This is a genomic window from Mycolicibacterium sp. SMGY-1XX, from assembly GCF_059132455.1.
On sequence record NZ_CP101139.1, the window covers coordinates 2,408,557 to 2,430,782 of the forward strand.

The 22,226-nt window shown below is 66.6% G+C and carries 24 protein-coding genes; 9 read left to right on the plus strand and 15 right to left on the minus strand.

What is annotated here, in order from left to right:
• Positions 1 to 13: 13 nt before the first annotated feature.
• The 11 genes from NL241_RS11800 to NL241_RS11850 all read right to left on the minus strand — a co-directional run bounded on the left by NL241_RS11800 (position 14) and on the right by NL241_RS11850 (position 9,811).
• Positions 14 to 412 carry a nuclear transport factor 2-like protein gene (locus tag NL241_RS11800; RefSeq protein ID WP_494397630.1) on the minus strand — a complete coding sequence of 133 codons (399 nt, stop codon included), beginning with the start codon at positions 410 to 412 and terminating at the stop codon, positions 14 to 16.
• A complete protein-coding gene (locus tag NL241_RS11805; RefSeq protein ID WP_487688251.1) occupies positions 409 to 765 on the minus strand; it encodes a DUF6285 domain-containing protein in 357 nt (118 codons plus the stop codon). Before NL241_RS11805 ends, NL241_RS11800 begins: the two co-directional genes overlap by 4 nt.
• Positions 762 to 1,754, minus strand: a complete 993-nt coding sequence (locus NL241_RS11810; protein WP_494397631.1) for a phosphotransferase family protein — start codon at positions 1,752 to 1,754, stop codon at positions 762 to 764. The genes NL241_RS11805 and NL241_RS11810 overlap by 4 nt, the downstream gene beginning before the upstream one ends.
• A complete protein-coding gene (locus NL241_RS11815; protein WP_494397632.1) occupies positions 1,751 to 2,992 on the minus strand; it encodes an acyl-CoA dehydrogenase family protein in 1,242 nt (413 codons plus the stop codon). Before NL241_RS11815 ends, NL241_RS11810 begins: the two co-directional genes overlap by 4 nt.
• A 31-nt stretch (positions 2,993 to 3,023) precedes the next feature.
• Positions 3,024 to 3,638, minus strand: coding sequence for a TetR/AcrR family transcriptional regulator (locus NL241_RS11820; RefSeq protein ID WP_494397633.1), 615 nt, complete (start codon positions 3,636 to 3,638; stop codon positions 3,024 to 3,026).
• A gap of 2 nt (positions 3,639 to 3,640) precedes the next feature.
• Positions 3,641 to 4,552: a hydroxymethylglutaryl-CoA lyase gene (locus tag NL241_RS11825; protein WP_487688259.1), complete on the minus strand. Its 912-nt coding sequence runs from the start codon at positions 4,550 to 4,552 to the stop codon at positions 3,641 to 3,643.
• Positions 4,549 to 5,754 carry a CaiB/BaiF CoA transferase family protein gene (locus NL241_RS11830; protein ID WP_487688261.1) on the minus strand — a complete coding sequence of 402 codons (1,206 nt, stop codon included), beginning with the start codon at positions 5,752 to 5,754 and terminating at the stop codon, positions 4,549 to 4,551. Before NL241_RS11830 ends, NL241_RS11825 begins: the two co-directional genes overlap by 4 nt.
• Entirely contained in the window at positions 5,751 to 6,929 is a 1,179-nt protein-coding gene (locus tag NL241_RS11835) for an alpha/beta hydrolase family protein (RefSeq protein WP_487688263.1), read from the minus strand. Before NL241_RS11835 ends, NL241_RS11830 begins: the two co-directional genes overlap by 4 nt.
• 1 nt (position 6,930) lies before the next feature.
• Complete coding sequence (locus NL241_RS11840) at positions 6,931 to 8,022, minus strand: homogentisate 1,2-dioxygenase (protein WP_494397634.1); 1,092 nt, start codon at positions 8,020 to 8,022, stop codon at positions 6,931 to 6,933.
• A gap of 80 nt (positions 8,023 to 8,102) precedes the next feature.
• A complete protein-coding gene (locus NL241_RS11845; RefSeq protein ID WP_494397635.1) occupies positions 8,103 to 8,648 on the minus strand; it encodes a TetR/AcrR family transcriptional regulator in 546 nt (181 codons plus the stop codon).
• Between the two features lie 2 nt (positions 8,649 to 8,650).
• A complete protein-coding gene (locus NL241_RS11850; RefSeq protein WP_494397636.1) occupies positions 8,651 to 9,811 on the minus strand; it encodes an acyl-CoA dehydrogenase family protein in 1,161 nt (386 codons plus the stop codon).
• 126 nt (positions 9,812 to 9,937) lie between these two features.
• Between NL241_RS11850 and NL241_RS11855 the strand changes: the two genes are divergently transcribed.
• Genes NL241_RS11855 through NL241_RS11865 form a run of 3 tightly spaced genes read left to right on the plus strand, consistent with a single transcriptional unit; the run spans position 9,938 to position 12,340 of the window.
• Positions 9,938 to 10,945, plus strand: coding sequence for an acrylyl-CoA reductase family protein (locus tag NL241_RS11855; RefSeq protein ID WP_487688272.1), 1,008 nt, complete (start codon positions 9,938 to 9,940; stop codon positions 10,943 to 10,945).
• A gap of 1 nt (position 10,946) precedes the next feature.
• Positions 10,947 to 11,807, plus strand: coding sequence for an oxidoreductase (locus tag NL241_RS11860; protein ID WP_487688275.1), 861 nt, complete (start codon positions 10,947 to 10,949; stop codon positions 11,805 to 11,807).
• Positions 11,804 to 12,340 (plus strand): GNAT family N-acetyltransferase, encoded by a 537-nt coding sequence (locus NL241_RS11865; RefSeq protein WP_494397637.1) that lies wholly within the window; start codon positions 11,804 to 11,806, stop codon positions 12,338 to 12,340. Before NL241_RS11860 ends, NL241_RS11865 begins: the two co-directional genes overlap by 4 nt.
• A 29-nt stretch (positions 12,341 to 12,369) precedes the next feature.
• Here NL241_RS11865 and NL241_RS11870 read toward each other — a convergent pair whose 3' ends face one another.
• From NL241_RS11870 to hisN, 3 genes are all read right to left on the minus strand, one after another.
• Positions 12,370 to 13,593 carry an acyl-CoA dehydrogenase family protein gene (locus NL241_RS11870; RefSeq protein WP_487688279.1) on the minus strand — a complete coding sequence of 408 codons (1,224 nt, stop codon included), beginning with the start codon at positions 13,591 to 13,593 and terminating at the stop codon, positions 12,370 to 12,372.
• Positions 13,594 to 13,626: 33 nt separating this feature from the next.
• Entirely contained in the window at positions 13,627 to 14,991 is a 1,365-nt protein-coding gene (locus NL241_RS11875; RefSeq protein WP_494397638.1) for an acyl-CoA dehydrogenase family protein, read from the minus strand.
• A 76-nt stretch (positions 14,992 to 15,067) separates the two neighbouring features.
• The gene (hisN, locus tag NL241_RS11880) at positions 15,068 to 15,883 is read right to left on the minus strand and encodes a histidinol-phosphatase (RefSeq protein ID WP_487688284.1); all 816 of its coding nucleotides are present in this window, start codon (positions 15,881 to 15,883) and stop codon (positions 15,068 to 15,070) included.
• Between the two features lie 23 nt (positions 15,884 to 15,906).
• Here hisN and NL241_RS11885 point away from each other — a divergent pair, with 23 nt between their 5' ends.
• A complete protein-coding gene (locus tag NL241_RS11885) occupies positions 15,907 to 16,293 on the plus strand; it encodes a hypothetical protein (RefSeq protein ID WP_494397639.1) in 387 nt (128 codons plus the stop codon).
• 130 nt (positions 16,294 to 16,423) lie between these two features.
• On the opposite strand, the gene NL241_RS11890 is transcribed toward NL241_RS11885, so the two are convergent.
• Entirely contained in the window at positions 16,424 to 17,785 is a 1,362-nt protein-coding gene (locus tag NL241_RS11890; protein ID WP_494397640.1) for an FAD-dependent oxidoreductase, read from the minus strand.
• 227 nt (positions 17,786 to 18,012) lie between these two features.
• Here NL241_RS11890 and prfB point away from each other — a divergent pair, with 227 nt between their 5' ends.
• Genes prfB through ftsX form a run of 5 tightly spaced genes read left to right on the plus strand, consistent with a single transcriptional unit; the run spans position 18,013 to position 22,226 of the window.
• A complete protein-coding gene (gene prfB / locus NL241_RS11895; RefSeq protein ID WP_487688292.1) occupies positions 18,013 to 19,128 on the plus strand; it encodes a peptide chain release factor 2 in 1,116 nt (371 codons plus the stop codon).
• Positions 19,118 to 20,119 (plus strand): mechanosensitive ion channel family protein, encoded by a 1,002-nt coding sequence (locus NL241_RS11900; RefSeq protein ID WP_487688295.1) that lies wholly within the window; start codon positions 19,118 to 19,120, stop codon positions 20,117 to 20,119. Before prfB ends, NL241_RS11900 begins: the two co-directional genes overlap by 11 nt.
• Complete coding sequence (locus tag NL241_RS11905) at positions 20,116 to 20,583, plus strand: Rv3103c family proline-rich protein (RefSeq protein WP_487688297.1); 468 nt, start codon at positions 20,116 to 20,118, stop codon at positions 20,581 to 20,583. The genes NL241_RS11900 and NL241_RS11905 overlap by 4 nt, the downstream gene beginning before the upstream one ends.
• Positions 20,584 to 20,642: 59 nt before the next feature.
• A complete protein-coding gene (gene ftsE, locus NL241_RS11910) occupies positions 20,643 to 21,332 on the plus strand; it encodes a cell division ATP-binding protein FtsE (protein ID WP_487689352.1) in 690 nt (229 codons plus the stop codon).
• The gene (gene ftsX / locus NL241_RS11915) at positions 21,333 to 22,226 is read left to right on the plus strand and encodes a permease-like cell division protein FtsX (RefSeq protein WP_487688299.1); all 894 of its coding nucleotides are present in this window, start codon (positions 21,333 to 21,335) and stop codon (positions 22,224 to 22,226) included. It begins immediately after the preceding gene.

Genomic DNA, 22,226 nt, shown 5'->3' on the forward strand with positions numbered 1-22,226 from the left:
CACCGGTATCTCCCTAGTTCAGCAAGGGGGCGATATCTGACGGATTGAAGTATTCATCAATACGGCTGATCAGACCATTGTTTCCCAGCTTCACCACGATGCACACCCGCATGGCGATGGGACCGCGGGCGCCGGTGGCGTGCAGGATGTGCTGCTGGACGAACCCCTGCGCCGACTCGTCTTCGAACAGTTGGCGGTCCAGGATCTCGTAACGGCGTTCGCTGGTCCGGTTGATGAACCAGCAGATGACCCGCAACGCCCGCTCCCGGTTGTTGTCTTCGAGGTCCCCGGAGTGCCAGACCAGGATGTCGTGGTTCCAGAGTTCTTCGATCATGGCGATGTCGCTGCCCTCGATGGCACGAAAGAGGGTGTCGGCGACGTCCTCGACGGCCGATGCCTCGCGAATGGTCATGTGGCGGCCTCCTGCGGCTCGGCGTAACCCGGATGCGCGGCAGCCAGGCGGTGTGAGACCAGTGTGCGCAGACAGTCCGACAATTCCGCGGGGCGGTCGTCGAGGTCGCCGCGCCGGATGGCGGCGGCCAAGCCGGCCTCGTCGCGGTATCCCAGGCGCTGCAGCGCCGCGTGTACTTCGTCGGCGCCCGCGGCGCCCTGCAATTCCCGCTGCACCATGCGCAGCGCGTTGGCGGCCACCCGGGCGTGGAAGTTGACCTGCCCGGTGGTGGCGTCGCGGACATCCCCGTCGAGGAAGTCGGCCACCGCGGCCACGAGTTCGGCGGCCGTCGGGCGGCCGTGCAGACCTGTCATGCGCCCACCCGGGTGTCGAGCAGTTCGAGCAGATCCCACTCGTTCTCGCACACCCGGCGCCCGATCGTGGCCAGTTCCACCGACGGGGACTGGCCGGACAGATGTCGTTGGGCCTGATATCGGCAGATGACACCCCACTGCAGCGTGGCGGCCACCAGCCACCAGCGAAACGCCGCCCGGTCCACGGCGGCACCGGACGCCGCCTCGTAGGCGGTGAGGAACGCCTCGATGCTGCCCAGTCCGCCGGCTCCCAGCTCGCGGGGTGCGCCGAACCGCCACGCCCGGACACAGAACCAGGCCAGGTCTTCGTAGATCTCGCCGCTGTGCACCAGTTCCCAGTCCAGCACCGCGGCCAGCCCGGTCCCGCCTTCGACGTCGACGATGAGGTTGCCCATCCGGAAATCTCCGTGCACGAGTGTCGGCGCGGACGGCGGTAGGTCGGCGCGGTGCGCCTCGAGCCAGCGGAATGTCCACTCGAAAGTGGCGGTGGTGTCGCCCATTTCGTCGAGCTGCTCGCGCCACTGGGTCAACGGGTCCTGCGGCTGCAGGCCCGCGTCCGCGGGATCGGCGGAATGGATCGCGGCCAGTGCCCCCGCGCATTGCCGCAACAGCTGCTCCCGGCCGGCGTCATCGAGACCACGCTGGATCCGCCGCACGATGGTCTCCCCGGCGATGGCGCTGCAGATCAGGTACGGATTACCCAGCCCGGCAGAAGAGTTGTCCGCGGTGAGGATCTGCGGCACCGGCGCACCGGCGGCAGCGGCCAGCGACTGCACCCGGGCTTCGAGTTCCATACCGGCGTGCACGTCATCCGGCGGGCCGGTCCGCAGGATCAGGGGGCGGCGGTCGGCGCCGGCGGTGGCGGTGAACGACCACGTGGTGCGGCTGGCCCCGCCGGTGAGCACCCGCAGATCCGTGACGGTCACGTCGTCGCCGAGAAGGGGCTGCAGCACCGAGGTCAGTGCTGGGCCCAGCTTCTCCGGAGTCACCGGCGTGACCCGAATTTGAGCATGCGCTGGGCCACGCGGCGGATCTGGATCTCTTCGGCGCCCTCGGTGATCCGGTACCGCCGGTGGTGCCGATAGATGTGTTCGAACGGTTCGTGGCGGCTGTAGCCGATGCCGCCGTGGATCTGCATGGCCCGGTCGGCGGCTTCACACACCAGACGGTTGGCGCGGTAATTGGCCATCGACACCTTGTCCGAGACCTCCATGTGGTGGTCGCGGTCCAGGTGCCAGGCGGCGTAGTAGACCAGTAGACGGACCATCTGCGCTTCGGTCTGCAGCTCGGCCAGCGGCCACTGCACGGCCTGATTCACCGACAGCGGCTTGCCGAATACCACGCGTTCGCCGGCGTGACCCGCGGCCCGGTCGATACAGTACTGCGCCGCGCCGAGACTGCTGGCGGCCTGGCGAATCCTGTTCTCGTGCAGGAAGGTCTGCCCGACTTCCAGACCGTGGTCGACCTCGCCGAGCACCGCGTCGACGGGCACCCGAACATCGGTCAGCGTCACCTCCCCGTGATCGCTGGGCATGTTGAACGTCCACCAGTAGTACGGCACCTCGAAACCCGGGGTGTCGGTGGGCACCAGGAACGCGGTGATACCGACCGCCTGCCCCGCTTGCCCGGATGTGCGGGCGAACACCAGGTCGTGGGTGGCACGGTGCACGCCGGTGTTCCAGCGTTTGGCGCCGTTGATCACCCATTCGTCCCCGTGGAGCTCAGCGCGTGTCTCCAGCCAGGTGGCGTCGGACCCGTGCCCTGGTTCGGTCAATCCGAAGGCCATGGACCGCTTCCCGGTCAGCATGGCCTCGATCCACTCCCGCTTCTGCTCCTCGGTGCCGAACCGGTCCATCATGATGACCTGCGGGAAGTTGCCGACGATCGAGGACTCGTCCTGCAGATCGTTGTGAAGTCCGAGACCCTTGTGCGCCAGGTGTTCCCGGATCACCGCCATATCGAGGTTGGTACCGTCGCGCCCACCGAACTGGGCGGGCAGGCCGTACCGCAACCAGCCTGCCTTGTCGGCGCGGCGGCGCATCTCGTCGAGCAGATCCTCCCATTCCCGGGCCGGGACGCCGCCGCCCGCCAGATCGGTCCTGGCGAACTCGCGCCGCCGATCGAAGTACTGCATGTTCTCGCGTTCCAGCGGCTTGATCTCCGCTTCGATGAATGCGTCCATCTCGGCGAGAAGTCCCGGAAGATGTTCCGGCAGAGTGAAATCCACGTCGATTCCTCCACGATAGGGCTGAAAGGGGTCAGTAGCCGTACAACGTTTTCTTCCAGATGGTGGCCAGTGTGCGGACGGCGTCCCGGTCGCTGGTGCGCACACCGAGTGCGGCGGCATCCGGGCGCAGGTACACCGTGGTGAACTGTTCGAACAGCAACGCGATGGCCAGCGCGATGTGGTCCGGATCGAGGTCGTTGCCGTAGCCCTGGTTCTGGGCGCGCTCCACCGAGGCGCGCACGATGTCCATACCGAATCTGCGGAACTCGTTCTGCACCGCCGCGAACCGCGCCTGACCGGCGGCCAGTTGGTCCACCGCCACCATGATGCCGATGTTCTGCTTGAAGATGTTCCAGTACCCGGTGACCGCCGCCGTGAAGAACGCGGTGTCGTCCGGGGACTCCGGCAGGTGGATGTCCCCGCCGGACGGTCGCACCACGTCGGTGAGGAAGGATTCGGCCAGCACCGCCAGCAGGTCCTCCTTGTCGTCGAAGTAGCGGTAGAAGGCTGCCGACGACTTACCCGCCGCCGAGGTGATGTCGGCGAGCGTGGTTGCGTGGAAGCCCCGTTCGGCGAACAGTTTTCGTGCAGCCTGCGCGAGGGCCTCCCTGGTCTGTCTGCCCTTCGGCGACAGCTCGCCTGTCACGGCTATCCGTCCGGCAACCGGTCACCGGCGCGCAGGAGCGCGCTGGGCAGCTCGTGTCCTACCAGGCGTTGCGCGACGGCCGCCGCCGCGATGGCCGCCTGCAGGTCGACGTCGGTGTGAACAGCGCTGTCGCGCAACAGGTATACCAGGTCCTCGGTGGCGATGTTACCGCTGGCACCGGGGGCGAACGGACAGCCGCCCAACCCGCCGACCGAGGCGTCCAGCCGCGTCACTCCGGCGCTGACCGCGGCGTACGCGCTGGCCAGCCCGGCGCCCCGGGTGTTGTGAAAGTGCGCACCCAGCGGCAGTTCGCCCACTGCGGGTCCGATCTGCTCGATCAGCGACCGCACCCGGCGTGGTGTGGCCGTGCCGATGGTGTCGGCGATGGCCAACCGATCGGCACCGGCGGCCACCGCGGCCGTCGCCACGTCGAGCACCCGCTGCGGTGCGGTGGGCCCGTCGAAGGGACAGTCCCAGGCGGTGGCGATGATGACTTCGACGCTGACCCCGCTGTCGTGGGCGATCGCCACGATCTCCGGGATCTGGGCGCCGGCTTCGGCGGTACTGCGACCCACGTTCGCCCGGCTGTGCCCGTCGGCCGCCGAGACCACGTACTCGATGGTGCCCAGGCCGGCGGCAATGGCCCGTTTGGCGCCATTGGGACTGGCGACCAGCGCCGAGAAGTGCACGGTGTCCGGGAAATCCGCCAGGGCCGCAGCGAATTCTGCGGCGTCGGCCAGAGCGGGCACCTTGCTGGGCGAGACGAACGCGGTGGCCTCCACCTCGCGGACACCCGTGGCCACGATGGCTTCGAGGAGTTCGATCTTGGCGGCCAGGGGAATCGGAGCCTCGATCTGCAGGCCGTCACGCAGGGCCACTTCCCGGATGGTGACGTGCTCGGGTAGATCTGTCACAGCACCCCCTTCGTGCGCAACGCCGCGAGCTCGTCGTCGGTGTGTCCGAGCAGCTCGCCGAACACCTCGTCGTTGTGCTGACCGGGCCTGCTGGAGCCCGAACAGCGCACCGTGCCCGGTGATTCGGACAGCACGGGCACGATGCCCGGTCCGAGGACCGACCGGTCGACCCGCTCGTCCCAGTGCTCCACCAGCATGCCCCGGGCCCGCAGTTGCGGATCGTGGACCACCTCGGCGACGGTGTTGATGGGGCCGGCGATCACGCCGGCGGCCGACAGTGTGTCGATGATGTCGGCGGGCTGCCGGGTGGCGGCCCAGTCGCCGATCAGTTTGTCGAGCTCATCCTGATTGCGTCCCCGGGCTGCGTGGTCGACGAACCGGTCATCGCTGGCCAGCTCGGGCCGGTCCATCGCGGCGCAGAGCCGGCGGAACACGGTGTCCTGGTTGGCGGCGATCACCACCCAGCTGCCGTCGGCGCTGCGATAGATGTTGGACGGGGCGATCCCCTCCAAGCGGGTGCCTGACGGACCACGCACCACACCGCCGACGTCGTAATCCGGGATCGTGGATTCCTGCACCGCCAAACAGGATTCGGTGAGCGCGGTGTCGACCACCTGTCCTTCGCCGGTGACGGTGCGCCGGTAGAGCGCGGCCAACGCACCCTGGGCGGCGAACATACCCGCCAGGCTGTCGCCCAGTGAGAGCGCCAGCCGGGGCGGGGGACCGCCGGGGAATCCGTTGAGGTGACGCAATCCGCTGGCCGCTTCGGCCACCGAGGCGTAACCTGCCCGGTGCGCGTCGGGCCCGGTCTGGCCGTAACCGGACACCCGGACCAGGATGATGCCGCGGTTGCGCGCATGCAGGACGTCGTAGCCGAGGTTCCAGCGTTCCAGGGTGCCCGGCCGGAAGTTCTCGACGATGATGTCGCTGCAGTCGACGAGTTCCAGGAACAGCTCGCGGCCCTGCTCGGTGCGCAGGTCCAGTGTGACCGCTTTCTTGTTGCGGGCGTGCACCGTCCAGAAGAACCGGTGCCCGTCGAGTTCGGCCTGGCCCCAGGTGCGCAGCGGGTCGGGCGCCCCGGGCGGCTCGATCTTGATGACCTCGGCACCCATGTCGCCGAGCAGCCGGCCGGCGAACGGGCCCGAGATCAGCGTGCCGACCTCCAACACCCGGACACCGTCCAATGGACCGGTGGGAGTCACTTCACCTCCTGCGAGAAGCCGTGCCGGTGCAGCCAGTCGGTACAGATCCCGACTGCCTGCGCAAGCGTCTCACGTTGGGCCGGTCCGGCGTAGTAGTGGTTGGCGCCTTCGATTTCGTGCAGTTCCTTGTCCGGATGCCCGATCGCCTCGAACAGTCTGCGGGTATGGCTCGGGGTGCAGGCGTCGTCGGCGAGGTTGCCGATCACCAGGGCCGGGACGTCGATATCCGGGCCGGCCTTCACGGCGTCACCGTTGGCGTCGTCATAACTCCACTGCGACAGCCAACTGCGCAAGGTGCAGAAGCGCGCCAGCCCCACCGGGCTCATGTTGACCACCTGCGGGTCGCCCAGATAGCAGGTGCCGGGTTCACGGTCGTTGGGGTCGACGGACGGGTCGAGCCAGCGAGGATCGGCCATGGTGCCGTGTACGACGAACGCGAACTCGTCGTCTGCTCGGCCTGCCGCTTTCAGTTCGGCCAGCTTGTCTTTGACCCAGGCGGTGATGCGCCGGTTCCGCGCCACCTGCGCTGCCCGGTAGCGCTCCAGGAACTCAGGGGTGTACGGGGGCTGGTTGGGGTTGTCCGGGTTGTAGAGATCGAGCTCGGGATCACGGTTGTCCGGATCGTTCTCATCGAGGATCGAGGCGTCCAGCCATTCGGTCAGCGTGCCGTGCCTGCTGATGTGTGCGGCCAGCAACATGATGCCGTCGGCCGGGAGCAGGCCCAGCTTGGTCAGATCCGGGCCGTCGCCGGACGGACTGGCCGTCACCGTGGGCTTCTGAGCCTGCTGCTGGTAGAACACAGACAGCGAGCCGCCGCCGCTCCATCCGGCCAGCACCACTTTCGAGTACCCCAGCCGGTTCTTGGCGTCTTTGACGCACTCGCCGAGATCCTCGACCACCTTCTCCATCAGCAACGCCGAGTCGGTGCCGCGGAACCGGCTGTTGCAGTAGATGACATGGTGGCCGGCCTTGGCCAGCCCGTTGATCATCGGCAGATAGGCGCCGCCTCCGATCGGGTGCATGAACACCAGCACGGTATCGGAGGGGCGGTCGGGTTTGAGGAGATAACTCTCCAGCACCACCAGCTCGGCCACCCCGCCGTAGACATCGCGGACCGCCGAATTGTTCTGGTAGGCAATCAGATAGGGGATTCGCCGATACTCGTGCCGGGCCACGTCAGTGCTGACCCAGGTCGTGGGCCAGCACCTCGGCGGACGGAATCAACCGGCGCCGCGTGTCGATCGCGATCACCTTCCAGTCCACATCGGTGTACTCGTCGAACTTCCGGCGGGCGCGCTCGCGTGCCTTCTCCGGGGCGCCGTGGTGAACCCCCTGCGGGGCATGGCTGATCAGTCCCGGCGGCATCGGAATGCCGTAGAGCGAACCGCCGTGGAAGAAGGCGATCTCGTCGAAGTCGACGTTGCGGTGATACCAGGGCGTGCGTTCGGTACCCGGCACACTCTCGGCGGGTTTGGGCAGGAAGTTCATCACGTAGACACCGGTCGCCTGCATGAACAGATGCACCGTCGGCGGCAGGTGCACACTGGCTGAGGTGACGACGTTGTAGTCGGCGATGTTGAACGTGAAGGCGAAGTTGTCGCCTCGCCACCCTTCGACGTCCAGCGGATTGTGTTGGTAGAACAGCGTTGTCGGACCGCCGTCGTGGACGAGACGAACCTCGTATTCGTCACGCTCCTCCATGCCGGAGGGCGCCGGCTCCGGGATGACGGCCTGCGACGGATCGAACGGGAAGTGCCGGCCCAGCTGTCCCGGCGGAGGCACCCGGAACTCGTCGGTCGCTTCGATCATCAGCCAGGTGGTCTCCGTGGCGGGGAGGTGGCGCCACGTACATGCCTTGGGGATGTACACCCAATCGCCCTCGCGGTAGGGCAGCGGGCCGAACTCCGTTTCCACCAGTCCCGAGCCCTGGTGCACGAAGAGCAGCAGGTCGCCGTCGACGTATCGGGTGAAGAACGGCATCTCCTGGCCGCGCCGAGACAGGTAGATGCGGCAATCGGCGTTGGAGAACAACAACATCGGGCTGCCGTGGGCCTCGGTGGCGTCGCTGGGCTTGAGCTCGCCGGCCAGTACGTCGACCGGTCGCAGGGGGCCGACCGACCGGAAGGCGGTGGGGTCGTGGCGGCGGTACATGTTGGCGGTGCGGCCGGTGAAACCACCGCGTCCCAGCTCATCGTCTTTGAGCCCGTTGAGATCCGCGTGCAGCCGCCGCGGTGTGACGCCCTTGCGAAGGTGAGTAAACGACTCCATTGGGTTACTCCTGTCGATCGTCGACTGAAAAGTGACGTTAACTTCACTTTTGCCTGAAGTCAACGGGTGTCAAGTTCCGGCTACGGTCGCGTCATGAGATCCAGGAAACGTTCGCGTTGACCCGCGGTCAGCGGCCGGGGTTTCGCTCCCGCCAGGCTCAGGAAGCCGATTCCGGCCGCGAACGTCGTCGCCGCCCGCAACTCGGCGTCCGGCACGTCGAACCCCAGGTCCACGAACGCTTGACGCACGCGGGACTGCACACGCCGGTCCGCGGCGTCGACGCCGGCGGCCACGTTCTTGTCCGTCCGGGCCCATTCCCGCATCGTGCGTTCGAGCTTCCAGTGCCGCGGGCTCACCAGCGCGGTGATCATCGTCGACAGGCGCTCACGCGGTGGTCTGTCGCTGTCGTCGGGTTCTTCGCCGCGCTGTTCGGCCCAGGACTGGATCAGTGCGGCCCGATAGGTCGCCATATCGGTGAAATGCCAGTAGAAGCTGCCCTTGGTGACGCCGAGCCGGCTGCAGAGCCGGTCGATCTTGAGTGCCGGTAAGCCTTCGTCGGCCAGCAGTGCGTAGCCGGCCTGAATCCAGTCATCGACCGACAGTCGCGACGTCGTCCTGGCGGTCATCGTCACACCATCGCAAACGGCGGGATCTTGGCGCCGATCGCCAGCGCGCCGGCGAGCTCACGGCTGGTGTCGTAGTCGAAGATGACGTGACCGGCCAGCACATCCACATCGCGTTTGGCCCGTTGCAGCGGATTGGTCAGGAAGTGGGCGCCGGCCCCCGACGCGCCCACCAGCATGGCGATCACCTCCCGCGACTCGTGCACGACGTGGGCGGCCGTGAGTCGGGCTTGGGCGCGAAGGGGCTTGGGTACCGGATCCCCTGCGAGCACTGCGTTTTCGAGGCTGTCCACGGTTTCGCAGAGCAGCGCGCGGAGCGCGCGCACGCGCACCTGCGCCTCGCCGAGATGGGCCTGGGCGATCGGTTTGTCTTTCTGTTTCACGCCTTCGTAAGCGAGCACCCGCTCGGAGAGTCGCTCGGCATAGAGGTCGATGACCCGTTCGGCGCTGCCGAGCGCGGGCATGGCGGCCAGTAGGGACAACGCAGGCACCATGGGCCACCGGTAGGTGGGGCTGTCGTGCAGGGCGGCGCCCGGGGCGGTGCCGGCATAGATGTCGGCGACACGCACCAGACGGTGTTCGGGGACGAAGGCGCCGTCGATGAGGACGTCGTTGGAACCGGTGGCGCACATCCCGTCGGTGTGCCAGACGTCCTCGATGCGGGTGTCCGTGATCGGCAGCAGGGCCAGCGCCGGGTAGAGGTCGTGATCCGGCCCGCACAGTGCGCCGACGATGATCCAGTTGCCGTCCATCACGCCTGTCGCCCAGGACCAGCGGCCACGGAGCCGGATGCCGCCCGGTGCGGGCAGCCCGCGGCCGGTGGGGGCCAGGGGAGCCGGCGCCAGGAACGGGCGGGAGGCGAATGCTTCGGCCTGTGCCTGTTCGTCGAACAGGGCCAGCATCCAGTTGTGCAGCACGTAGAAGCCGATGGTCCATGCGCTGGAGGCGCAGCCGTGCGCCATCCGCCGCACCGGGTCCAGCAGCGCCGGGAACTCCGCCTGCCTGCCGCCGTAGCGGGCGGGCACCAGCAGGTCGGTGAAGCCGGATTCCACCAGGTCGGCGACGGTGGCGGCGGGTAGGCGGCGCAGTGTCTCGGCTTCTCGGGCGCGCTCGGCGAGCCGGTCGATGAACTGCTGGTCGATCACTGCCGCGGCGGCTGTGTTCATCGGCCGACCATACCATACTGTCTGGTATGGAAAGTCGGCGTTTGCGGGTGTCGGGGTCTGGGTCGCGCCGGTGGAGGAGCATGATCGTCAGTGATCCGGTACGGACGGTCGAGAGGACATTCGGTGATGACCCAGGTCGATGAGTTCGACGCTCTGGTGGCCCATGAGGATGCCGCGGGTGACATCGTGCTGCGGCACGAAAAGCTCGAGGCGTCGGCACTGCCGGACGGTGAGGTGTTGATCTCTGTCGAGTATTCGGGCGTCAACTACAAAGACGCGCTGGCTGTGACACCGAAAGCCGGTGTGGCACGGTCTTATCCGCTGATTCCCGGCATCGACGTGGCCGGCACCGTGGCCGCGAGTTCGTCTCCCGGGTTCGCCGTCGGTGACACCGTGGTGGCGCACGGTTACGACATCGGCACCGGCCGCCACGGCGGCTACGCCACCCTGGCCCGGTACCCCGCGGAGTACGTGGTGAAGCTGCACAGCATCACCGCTGCGCAGGCGGCCGCGATCGGCACGGCGGGGTTCACCGCCGCCATGAGTGTCAACGCGCTGCGGGCGCACTGGGTGGCCCCGGGTGACGGTCCGGTCCTCGTCACGGGCGCCACCGGGGGAGTGGGAAGTGTCAGCGTGGACCTGCTGGCCGGCCTCGGTTACGAGGTGGTGGCGTCCACCGGCAAGCCCGACGCCCATGATCTGCTCCGCGATCTCGGCGCTGCCGAGGTCATCGACCGGGTGCCGGGCCCGGACGAAAAGGTGCGCCCGCTGGGGAAGACCCACTGGGCCGGCGTCGTCGACTGCGTCGGCGGCAAGACGTTGGCCTACGCACTCAGCACCCTGAAATACGGTGGTATCGCTGCGATCTCGGGTCTGGCCGGATCCGCGGATCTTCCGGCCACCGTGCACCCGTTCATCCTGCGCGGTGTCACCCTGGCCGGCATCGACTCCGTGCAACTCGACATCGAGGCCCGGCGTGCGGTCTGGCAGCAGATCGAGACCGAGCTGTTTCCGCTACATCTGGACCGGGTGACCCGCGATGTGGCGGTACTCGATGTTCCCGAGGTGCTGGGCACGATCACCGGTGGCGGGGTCACCGGGCGGACCCGAGTCGTGGTCCGGAACGGGTTCTGACATGAGTGCTGAGCGCTACCAGCTGGGAGACTTCCAGGTGCGCCGAGTCGGTTTCGGCGCCATGCAATTGCCGGGGCCGGGTGTCTTCGGGCCGCCACGAGACCGCGATCAGGCGCTGGCGGTGCTGCGCCGTGCTGTCGAACTGGGTGTCGACCACATCGACACGGCGCAGTACTACGGCCCGGTGGTGGCCAATCAGCTGATCCGCGAAGCCTTGCACCCCTATCCGAGTGATCTGGCCATCGTGAGCAAGGTGGGTGGCCGCCGCGACGACAAGGGTGCCTGGCTGCCCGTGGACACCCCCGCCGACTTGCGCGCCGATATCGAAGCGAACCTGCAGACGCTGGGTATCGAACGATTGGCGGCGGTCAATCTGCGCCTCATGGACAGCTCGGGGCCGGACGCCTTGTTCGACGATCAGTTGGCCGTGATGATCGCGGCCCGTGATGAAGGGCTGATCGGCGGAATCGGCCTGTCGAACATCGAATCGTCGCATCTGGTGCATGCCGTGGCTCAGACCGACATCGTGTGCGTGCAGAATCCGTACAACCTCGTCGACCGCAGCTCCCAGGCCGTGCTGGACGAATGCGTGGCCCGCGCCATTGCCTTCGTGCCGTTCTTCCCGCTGGGATCGGCCTTTGCGCAAGACAATCCGGTGCTCGGCAATCCGATCATCCGGCGTACCGCCGATCAGCTGGGCCGCACCCCGGCGCAGGTGGCGCTGGCGTGGACACTCGGTGTGGCCCCCAATGTGCTGCTCATTCCCGGAACGTCGTCGGTGCCGCATCTCGAGGAGAACCTCGCGGTGGCCGAGATCGAGCTGGACGACGACACCCGCGGTCAGCTGGACAGCGCGGCGTGACACCGCGGGTGCGGGACGCCGGCGTCGACGACGGTGCTGCGTGCGCGCGGATCTACGCGCACTACGTGCGGGACACCGCCATCACGTTCGAGGCCGAGCCGCCGAGCGCCGACGAGATGGCGCACCGAATCGCCGCCGCCCGCGTCAAGCACGAATGGCTGATCCTGGAAGACGACACCGGTGCGGTGACCGGGTATGCCTACAGCACCGAGTTCAAGTCGCGTGCTGCGTATCAGTGGTCGGTGGAAACCAGTGTGTACCTTGCCCCGGACCGGCACCGCGGCGGTGGCGGCCGCCTGCTGTACACCGAGCTGCTGGCCAGGCTGGCGCGGCGCGGATACCGACGTGCCTTCGCCGGCATCACCCAACCCAACGACGCCAGCATGGCGTTTCACCGTGCGTTCGGATTCCAGGAGGCGGGGGTGTTCCGCCGCGTGGGCTTCAAACACGGCAGCTGGCGCGATGTGGCGTGGCTGCAGGCCGACCTACTCGAACACGAGGACGATCGTGATCCCCCGGGGCCCGTCCGCTGACCACGTGGCCGATACCGAAAACAGCCCTGCTACTTGAGCTCTGCTGACGTCAACCCCAGGAGTCGACGCGCCACCACCAGCTGCTGAATCTGTTGCGTGCCCTCGAAGATGTCGAGAATCTTCGAATCGCGGGCCCACTTCTCCAGCAGTGCCTCCTCGGAATAGCCGACGGTACCGGCCAGTTCGACGGCCTTGAGGGTGATGTCACTGGCCACGCGGGCGGCCTTGGCCTTGCCCATCGAGGCTTCCTTGGAATTCGGGATCTTGTTGTCGGCCTGCCATGCCGAGCGCACGGTCAGCAGATAACCGGCCTCCCAGTCGGCTTCCATCCGCAGGAATTCGGCGGCCGGTGCGCTCTGGGCGTGGGCCGGTTTGTCATAGGAGATCTCGATCCCGGCCTCGGTGAGGATCTTGCGCAGGTCCTCCAGGGCGGCGCGAGCAACCCCGACCGCCATGGCCGCCACAATGGGCCGGGTGTTGTCGAAGGTCTCCATGACCCCCGCAAAACCCTTCTCCACGTGGATCTCCGGGCTGCCGAGGAGGTTGTCCTTCGGGATCCGGGCGTTGTCGAAGCGGATGACGGCGGTGTCGGAGGCCTTGATGCCGAGCTTGTGCTCGAGGCGTTCGACGGTGACACCCGGGTGTTCGCGGGGCACGATGAACGACTTGATGGCCGCGCGACCCAAGGTCTTGTCCAGCGTCGCCCACACCACGATATGGGTGGCCCGCGAGCCCGCGGTGACGAAGATCTTCTCGCCGTTGATGACGTACTCGTCGCCGTCGAGTTTGGCGGTGGTGGACACGGCCGCGGAGTCCGAGCCGAAGCCCGGTTCGGTGATGGCCATCGCGGCCCATACGTCGGTGCCCAGACGCTCGAGCTGCTCGGGAGTGGCCACCGACGAGATGGCCGCGTTGCCCAGGCCCTGGCGCGGCACCGACAGCAGCAGCGCGACATCACCCCAGGAGATCTCGAGGGCGTTCAGCAGCGCAGACATGTTGGCGCCGTTGACCGTTACGGGTTTGTCGCCATCGTCTACCGCTGCGTCCCGGAAGGCCTCGGCTCCCGCGAACGAGATGGTCTTCGCCTCGGAGATGCCCTCGAAAAGGTCTGCGAGGGTGTCCAGCTCCACCGGGTAGGCGTGTTCTTTGAGGTCGTACTTGCGCGAGATCGGCCGCAGCATCTCGGCTGCACCTTGGTGGCCCTTCTCGATGACGGCCTGCAGCTTCTTCGGCATTTCCAGATTGATCGCCATGTGCTTGGTGCCTTCCTAGAGAACTGGCCCGTTTCAGAGAACAACAACACCCTCGGCGACGCCGATGGCCCGCAGATCGCGGTACCAGCGTTCGACCGGGTGTTCTTTCGTGTAACCGTGGCCGCCGAGCAGCTGCACGCCGTCGAGGCCGATCTGCATGCCCTTGTCGGTGCCCAGTTTCTTGGCCAGTGCCGCCTCGCGGGCGAACGGCAGGCCCTGTTCGGCCCGCGCGGCGCCGCGCCAGGTGATCAAGCGCAGGCCGTCGAGTTCGATGGCGATGTTGGCACACATGAAGGCCACCGACTGACGATGGGCAATGGGCTCGCCGAAGGCCTGGCGTTCCTTGATGTAGGGCACCACGTAGTCCAGGACGGCGTGTGAGGTGCCGACGGCCAGCGCCGCCCAGCCCAGCCGGGACAGGGCGATGGCCTGGGAGTAATCCTCGTCGGCGGCCTCGTCTTCGCCCAGCCGTGCGCTCAGGGGAACGGACACGTTGGCGAACTCGACCTTGCCGAGGGCGGCCGCCCGAATACCCATGCTGGGATCGGCGGTCACCGTGACGCCCTTGCTCGCGGCCTCGACGATGAACATGGCCGGTTTGCCGTTCAATTGTGCTGCCACGATGAACAATTCGGCATCGGCGGCGGCGGGAACCAGCGACTTGACGCCGTCGATGCGGTAACCGCTGGGCGTGCGGACCGCGGTGGTCTTCAGTGCCGTGGGGTCGAACAACGCCCGCGGCTCGGTGATCGCCAGACATGCCTGCGGGACATGCTCCCCGGCGAATTCCTTGAGGTAGGTGGCCTGCTGGTCGGCGCTGCCCCAGTGGGTGAGGGCCGACGCAACGCCGCTGGGCGCCAGGATCGGCAGCGCCAAACCCATGTCGCCGTAGGCCAATGCCTCGGCGACGAGCGCGTTGGTGACCGTGGCGCGGTGGGCGGCGATCCCGTCGAAATCCTCCGGGATGTTGATCGCCGTGACTCCGAGTTCGGCGGCCTTGGCCACCAGGTCCTTGGGATATGCGGCGGCGTCGTCGGCATCACGGGCGGCCGGGCGCAGGATCTCCTCGGCGAACTCGTTGACCGTTTCGACGATCATCTTCTGCTCGTCGTCCGGGGTGAGGTCAAAATAGTTGGCGCCGCTGGCCTTCAGCCGGGTCGGTGGCTTCCCGAGGCCCTGAATGCGCTTGAACTGACGGGTCGAAGCGCCGGCTGCCGAGAACGCCGTCCTGACTCCGAGTCGCAGCCCGCGGTTGAGAGGGTCGCGCAGGTTGTAGCGATCCAGGAATTCCTGTCCCACCAGCGGAGTGATGAGTGCCAGGCCGATGTCGGTGACGGTGCGCTTGTGTTTCTGCAGCCCTACTCCGGATTCAGACCGGGCGGGAAGAGTGTTGGTCATATCAGCAGCCTCAATGTTGGGGACCGATGAACCGTATCTTACTCCAGAGTAAGGTACGGCGACCCTGTTAGCTAGTTCACATTTGCGTGAACCGCCGCAACACCTGCTCGTGCAAGAGCCCGTTGGTGGCCACCGCGCTGCCGCCGTGGGGGCCGGGTTCGCCGGCCAGATTGGTGAAGGTGCCGCCGGCCTCGCGGATCAAGATGTCCAGCGGAGCCAGGTCCCAGAGGTTGACCTCCGGTTCGGCCGTGATGTCGACAGCGCCCTCGGCGAGAAGGCAGTACGACCAGAAATCGCCGTAGGCCCGGACCCGCCATACGTCGTCCAGCAGTGCCAGGAACTGGCTGCGTTGCTCACCCCAGCCCACCAGATCGGAGTACGACACGCTGGCCGAATTCAGTTCGGAGACCCCGGACACCGAGATCTGCCGTGTCTGACCGCCGAACGAGGTGAAGGCCCCCTGTCCCGTTGCCGCCCACCAGCGCCGGCCCAGTGCCGGGGCGCTGATCACCCCGACGGTGGGCACACCGTCGTCGAGGAGGGCGATGAGTGTGCACCAGACCGGCACTCGGCGGACGAAGTTCTTGGTGCCGTCGATCGGGTCGAGAACCCACTGCCGTCCGGTGAAAGTCGGTGTGCCGCCGAACTCTTCGCCGAAGACCAGATCGTCGGGCCGGGCCTGCTGCAACAGATTGCGCAGTTCGGTTTCGGCGGAACGGTCGGCATCGGTGACCGGGGTCAGATCGGGTTTGGTGTCGATCCGCAGGTCCTGCGCACCGTAGCGGTCCATCGTCACGACGTCTGCTCGGTCGGCCAGTTGGAGAGCCAAGACGAGATCATCGTCAGTGGCTTGGTTGGTGGCGGTGGTGTTCGAGGCGGCATCGTGGCTCATGGCAGCAGTCCTACCATGGCGGTGTGTGGGAATTCGCGATGATATTGCTCCTGGTCGGCGCACTTGCTCTGGTGATCGGACCCCGGTTGATGAAGCGGGGTCCACGTCCGGGGCAACCGTTGGCGGAGGGCACCCTGCTGGTGACAGGTGTGAGCCCCCGGCCCGATGGCGTGGACGGCGAACAGTTCGTCACGATCACCGGTGTCATCAACGGGCCCACGGTCAACGAGCACGTGGTTTATCAGCAGATGGCTGTCGACGTGAATCGATGGCCGACGATGGGCCAACTGTTCCCGGTGATCTACTCCCCGAAGAACCCCGACAAGTGGAACTTCGCGCCGCCGGACTCGCCCCCGCCGCCTCCGGCCGCACCGCCACCGCCGTACGCACCGCCCGGGCCCGGGACGTAAGCGCCGAGACCGACGAAATTCCGAACCGCTCTCGAACTTTCGGGCGCCGAACCCTGGCCTGATCTCCTTCGCCTGGCTCGTTCCTCGCCAGCCTCGGCCTCAGGCCGGCGTCGGTTTGGGCGTAGATGGCTCAGCCGTGCCCGATCTTCAACAGCTCCGCCACACTCGACAACTTCACCCGCGGGCGGCCGTGCGGTTCACCGGCAGTGCGCTCGTGCGCGTCGATCAACCGCCAGTGATCATCGGTGACGAGCTTGGGTTGCCGCGACAGCAGCCACTGCACCAACTCATCGCTGTAGTCCGCCGGGCGGTCAGCCAATGTCGCGCCGGCGAGGTTCTCCAGCAGGGTGTTGACGGTCTCCTGCGAGTCCTTCTTGTTGCTGCCGATCACCCCTGACGGCCCGCGCTTGATCCACCCGACCACATATTCGTTCGCGCGGCCGGACACCTGTCCGCGGTCGTGGGGGATGGTGCCGGTCTTGTCGTCGAACGGCAGGCCAGGCGTCGCCACACCGCGATAACCGACCGCACGCACCACCAGTTGCGCCGGCAGCTCCTCACGCTCACCGGTGTCCTTGGCGACAATGCGGCCGGCGTCGTCGACGAGCTCGTTGCGGCCCAGCACCACCGACTCCACGTGATCGGTGCCGCGGATCTCGATGGGAGAGGTGCGGAACCGGAACACGATCCGCCGGTGTCCGGGTGTGGTGGGCCGGTCGATGAACCCACGCAGCACTTTGATGTTCTGTTTGACGGTCTTGCTCGCGGCCTCCAGATCGGCGTCGGTGATGCCGGAGAAATCGTCGGCAGCGACGATCACGTCGACGTCCTCGAGGCCTTCCAGATCGTTGAGCTCACGCAGTTCCACGGTGGTGAAGGTGGCTTGCAACGGACCGCGGCGGCCGATCACCACCACCTCTTCGACGCCGCGCCCATGCAACGACTTCAACGCGTGGTCGGCGATGTCGGTGACCGCCAGCGCCGACGGGTCGGTCACCAGAACCCGGGCCACGTCCAGCGCCACGTTGCCGTTACCGACCACGATCGCGCGCCCACCGGTCAGATCCGGCGTCTTCTCCTCGAAATGCGGGTGGGCGTTGTACCACCCCACGAAATCAACCGCCGCCACGCTGCCCGGCAGGTCCTCACCGGGAATGTTCAGCGGCCGATCGGACTGCGCTCCCACCGCGTAGACCACCGCGTCGTAACGCGCGGCGAGTTCGTCGGCCTGGATCTGATCGCCAATGGTGACGTTTCCGAAGAACCGGAACCGGTCATCGTCGGAGATCTTGTCGAACTGCGCGCTGATCGACTTGATCTTCGGATGGTCCGGTGCCACCCCGGAGCGCACCAGCCCCCACGGCGTCGGCAGCATCTCGAGCATGTCCACTCGAACGTCGACGTCGTCGGCTTTCAACAACGACGCGGCGGCGAAGAATCCGGAGGGTCCTGAGCCGACGATCGCCACGTGGAAAGGGCGGGTCTCTGACATAGCGCGACGCTTCCTGTCCGTACCCGTCGTCGCGCAAAGGGGCTGTTCGCGCTCAACACGGGACCTGGGCCTGCCGCGCACACCAACATGACCGGTCTGTGGGCTGGACCGGACGGGCTGAGTCGGTCGCGCGGTGTTCATGTGCGGTTACAGATCCGATGTTAAACGTCACAGCCCTGAGCCGCCGGTAGTCACGGAGAACCGGCACGCCGGTAACCTGGACATCCGTGGACCTCGACCGGCAAGAACAGATCAGTGCACTCGACACCACCTTGACGACTGTGGAGCGGGTGCTCGATATCGAGGCGCTGCGCGGCCGCATCGACAAACTCGAGCACGAGGCGTCGGACCCCAACCTCTGGGACGACCAGACGCGCGCCCAGAAGGTGACCAGCGAGCTGTCCCACGCCCAGAACGAACTGCGCCGCGTCGAGGGCCTGCGGCAGCGGCTCGACGACCTGCCGGTGCTCTATGAGCTGGCGGCAGAGGAGGAAGGGCAGGACGCCGAGAACGCCACAGCCGAGGCGGACGCCGAACTCACGAAACTCCGTGAGGACATCGAGGCGATGGAAGTCCGCACGCTGCTGTCGGGAGAGTACGACGAGCGCGAAGCCGTGGTGACCATCCGATCCGGCGCGGGTGGTGTCGACGCCGCCGACTGGGCCGAGATGCTGATGCGGATGTACATCCGCTGGGCGGAGAAACACAATTACGGCGTCGAGGTCTTCGACACCTCCTACGCCGAAGAGGCCGGCATCAAGAGCGCGACATTCGCCGTCCACGCTCCGTATGCCTACGGAACGCTGTCGGTGGAGCAGGGCACCCACCGGCTGGTGCGCATCAGCCCCTTCGACAACCAGAGCCGGCGCCAGACGTCGTTCGCCGACGTCGAGGTGCTGCCGGTGGTGGAGACCACCGACCACATCGACATCCCCGAAGGCGATATCCGCGTAGACGTCTACCGCTCCAGTGGCCCGGGCGGACAGTCGGTGAACACCACCGACTCGGCCGTGCGCCTCACGCACATTCCCACCGGCATCGTCGTGACCTGTCAGAACGAGAAATCGCAGCTGCAGAACAAGGTCTCCGCCATGCGCGTCCTGCAGGCCAAGCTGCTGGAACGCAAGCGCTTGGAGGAACGCGCCGAGATGGACGCCCTCAAGGGCGACGGCGGCAGCTCCTGGGGCAACCAGATGCGCTCCTACGTGCTGCACCCCTATCAGATGGTCAAAGACCTGCGTAACGAGTACGAAGTCGGAAACCCCGCGGCGGTGCTCGACGGTGACATCGACGGTTTCCTGGAGGCGGGAATCCGCTGGCGTAACAGAAAAGATGACGAGTAACCCCGTGTCAGGAGTGCCGGACCACAACCTCACCACCCTGGCCTTCGACTGGTCAGGGCGCTGGCACGGTTTCTGGACCGGGAACATCGGCGAATGGATCCTCAGCCGGGGCCTGCGGATCCTCATGCTCGTCATCGCGGCGGTACTGATCGCCCGGTTCGTCAACTGGGCGGCGCAGAAGGTCACCCGCCGTATCGACGCGGACTTCCAGGAAAGTGACGCGCTGGTCCGCAGCGAGACGGCCAAACACCGTCAGGCGGTGGCGTCCGTCATCTCGTGGGTGACCATCGCGCTGGTGTTCGTCGTGATGATCGTCGAGATCACCTCGATCATCAACATCCCGATCGGCTCGCTGGTCGCCCCGGCCGCGGTGTTGGGCGCGGCACTGGGTTTCGGTGCGCAGCGCATCGTGCAGGACCTGCTGTCGGGGTTCTTCATCATCACCGAGAAGCAGTACGGCTTCGGTGACCTGGTGACACTGACGCTGGGTTCGGCCAACGACGCGACCGGCACCGTCGAAGACGTCACCTTGCGCGTCACCAAGCTGCGCACCAGCGACGGCGAGGTGTTCACCATCCCCAACGGCCAGATCATGAAGTCGCTCAACCTGTCCAAGGACTGGGCGCGCGCCGTGGTCGACGTACCGGTGCCTACCAGCGCCGACCTGAACAAGGTCAACGAGTTGTTGCACGCGGTGTGCGAGAACGCCATGAAAGATCCCGGCATGAGGGAGCTGTTGCTCGATGCACCCCAGTTGATGGGCGTCGAGAGCATCGAGCTCGACAATGTGAACCTGCGGATGGTGGCCCGCACGCTGCCCGGTAAGCAGTTCGAGGTGGGCCGCCGGCTGCGCCTGCTCGTGGTGGCGGCGCTGGGCCGCGCCGGCATCGTCACACCCACCGAAGCCATGCCGATGGTCGGCGCCATCGTGCACCCGGCGACCTCGGGTGGCGCCGAAGAGGAAACACAAGGACCCACGAGTCAACGATGAAGCTCACCCTGCGCACCAAGAAGAGCGACACCCGCGGCTGGCCCGGCTACATCCTGGGCGGCCGGATGCGGACGTCGACGCTGGGGCTGATCGTGGCCTTCTTCGTGACCGCCTGGTTGTACGACACCTACCAGCCGCCGCCAGCACCCCCTGAGACGGCGCCGGCCGGCCAGATCGTGCCGCCCGGGTTCGTGCCCGACCCCGAGTACACCTGGGTTCCGCGCACGTCGGTGCGCGAGTATCCGACCACGACGACGCCCCGCACGACGACATCGACGCCCACCACGACGACCACCACCGAGCCGCCGGTGACGACGACGGAGCCGTCGCCCACCACGACGACGCCGACCACGACGACGCAGAACCCGTTCCTGCCGACGCCGCCGACACCGCAGACGACGCCCACCACAGCCCCGACCCCGGAGCCGGGTCCGCCGCCGGTTCCGCCGATCCCCGGGTTCTGATCACCACAGGGGCGGTTCGGTCGTTTGCTGAGGTGGGACCGCTACACTGGCGTGCCGTGATGATCACCCTCGACAACGTGACGAAGCAGTACAAGCAGTCGGCGCGACCCGCGCTCGACAACGTCAGCGTCAAGATCGACAAGGGTGAGTTCGTCTTCTTGATCGGGCCGTCGGGCTCCGGCAAATCCACCTTCATGCGGCTGCTGCTGGCCGAAGAGCACCCCAGTTCGGGTGATATTCGTGTTTCCAAATTCCACGTCAACAAGCTCGCCGGCCGTCATGTGCCGAGCCTGCGGCAGGTGCTGGGGTGCGTGTTCCAGGACTTCAGGTTGCTGCAGCAGAAGACGGTGTTCGAGAACGTCGCCTTCGCGCTCGAGGTGATCGGTAAACGGGCCGACACCATCAACCGGGTGGTTCCCGAAGTGCTGGAGATGGTGGGGTTGTCCGGAAAGGCGAACCGGCTGCCGGCTGAACTCTCCGGCGGGGAGCAGCAGCGGGTGGCGATCGCCCGTGCCTTCGTCAACCGGCCGCTGGTGCTGCTGGCCGACGAGCCCACCGGGAACCTGGACCCCGAAACCAGCAAGGACATCATGGATCTGCTCGAGCGGATCAACCGCACCGGAACCACGGTGCTGATGGCTACCCATGACCACCACATCGTTGACTCGATGCGCCAGCGCGTCGTCGAGCTGTCGCTGGGCCGACTGGTCCGCGACGAGCAGCGCGGCGTTTACGGAATGGATCGTTAAGTGCGCTTTGGCTTCCTGATCAACGAGGTCGTGACCGGGCTTCGTCGCAACGTCACCATGACGATCGCGATGATCCTGACCACCGCGATCTCGATCGGCCTGTTCGGCGGAGGTTTGTTGGTGCTGCGGCTGGCCGACCAGTCGCGCAACATCTACCTGGACCGCGTCGAGACCCAGGTGTTCCTCACCGACGACATCTCGGCCAATGACCTGACCTGTGATTCCGAGCCGTGCCAGGCGCTGCGGGAAACCATCGAATCACGCGATGACGTGAGCTCCGTGCGGTTCCTCAACCGCGACGACGCCTACGAGGACGCTGTCCGCCGGGTGCCGCAGTACCGCGACGTGGCCAGTAAGGACGCCTTCCCGGCGTCGTTCATCGTGAAGCTGGACAACCCCGAACAGCACGCCGACTTCGACGCGGCGATGGTGGGCCAACCCGGTGTCCGAAGCGTGCTCAACCAGAAGGAGCTGATCGACCGGCTGTTCGCCGTGCTCGACGGCCTCTCGAGCGCGGCGTTCGCTGTGGCCCTGGTGCAAGCCGTCGGTGCGGTGTTGTTGATCGCCAACATGGTTCAAGTGGCGGCGTACACCCGCAGAACCGAGATCGGCATCATGCGTTTGGTCGGCGCCAGTCGTTGGTATACCCAGCTGCCGTTCCTATTGGAGGCGGTGATCGCGGCCACCCTTGGTGTGATCATCGCCGTGTTGGGATTGATCATGGTGCGCGCGTGGTTCCTGGAGAGCGCACTCGATCAGTTCTATCAAGCCAATCTCATCGCGCGCATCGACTACGCCGACATCCTGTACATCTCACCGATACTCTTCGCGCTGGGAGTATTGATGTCCGGTATCACGGGGTACGTCACGTTGCGCCTCTACGTACGCAGGTAA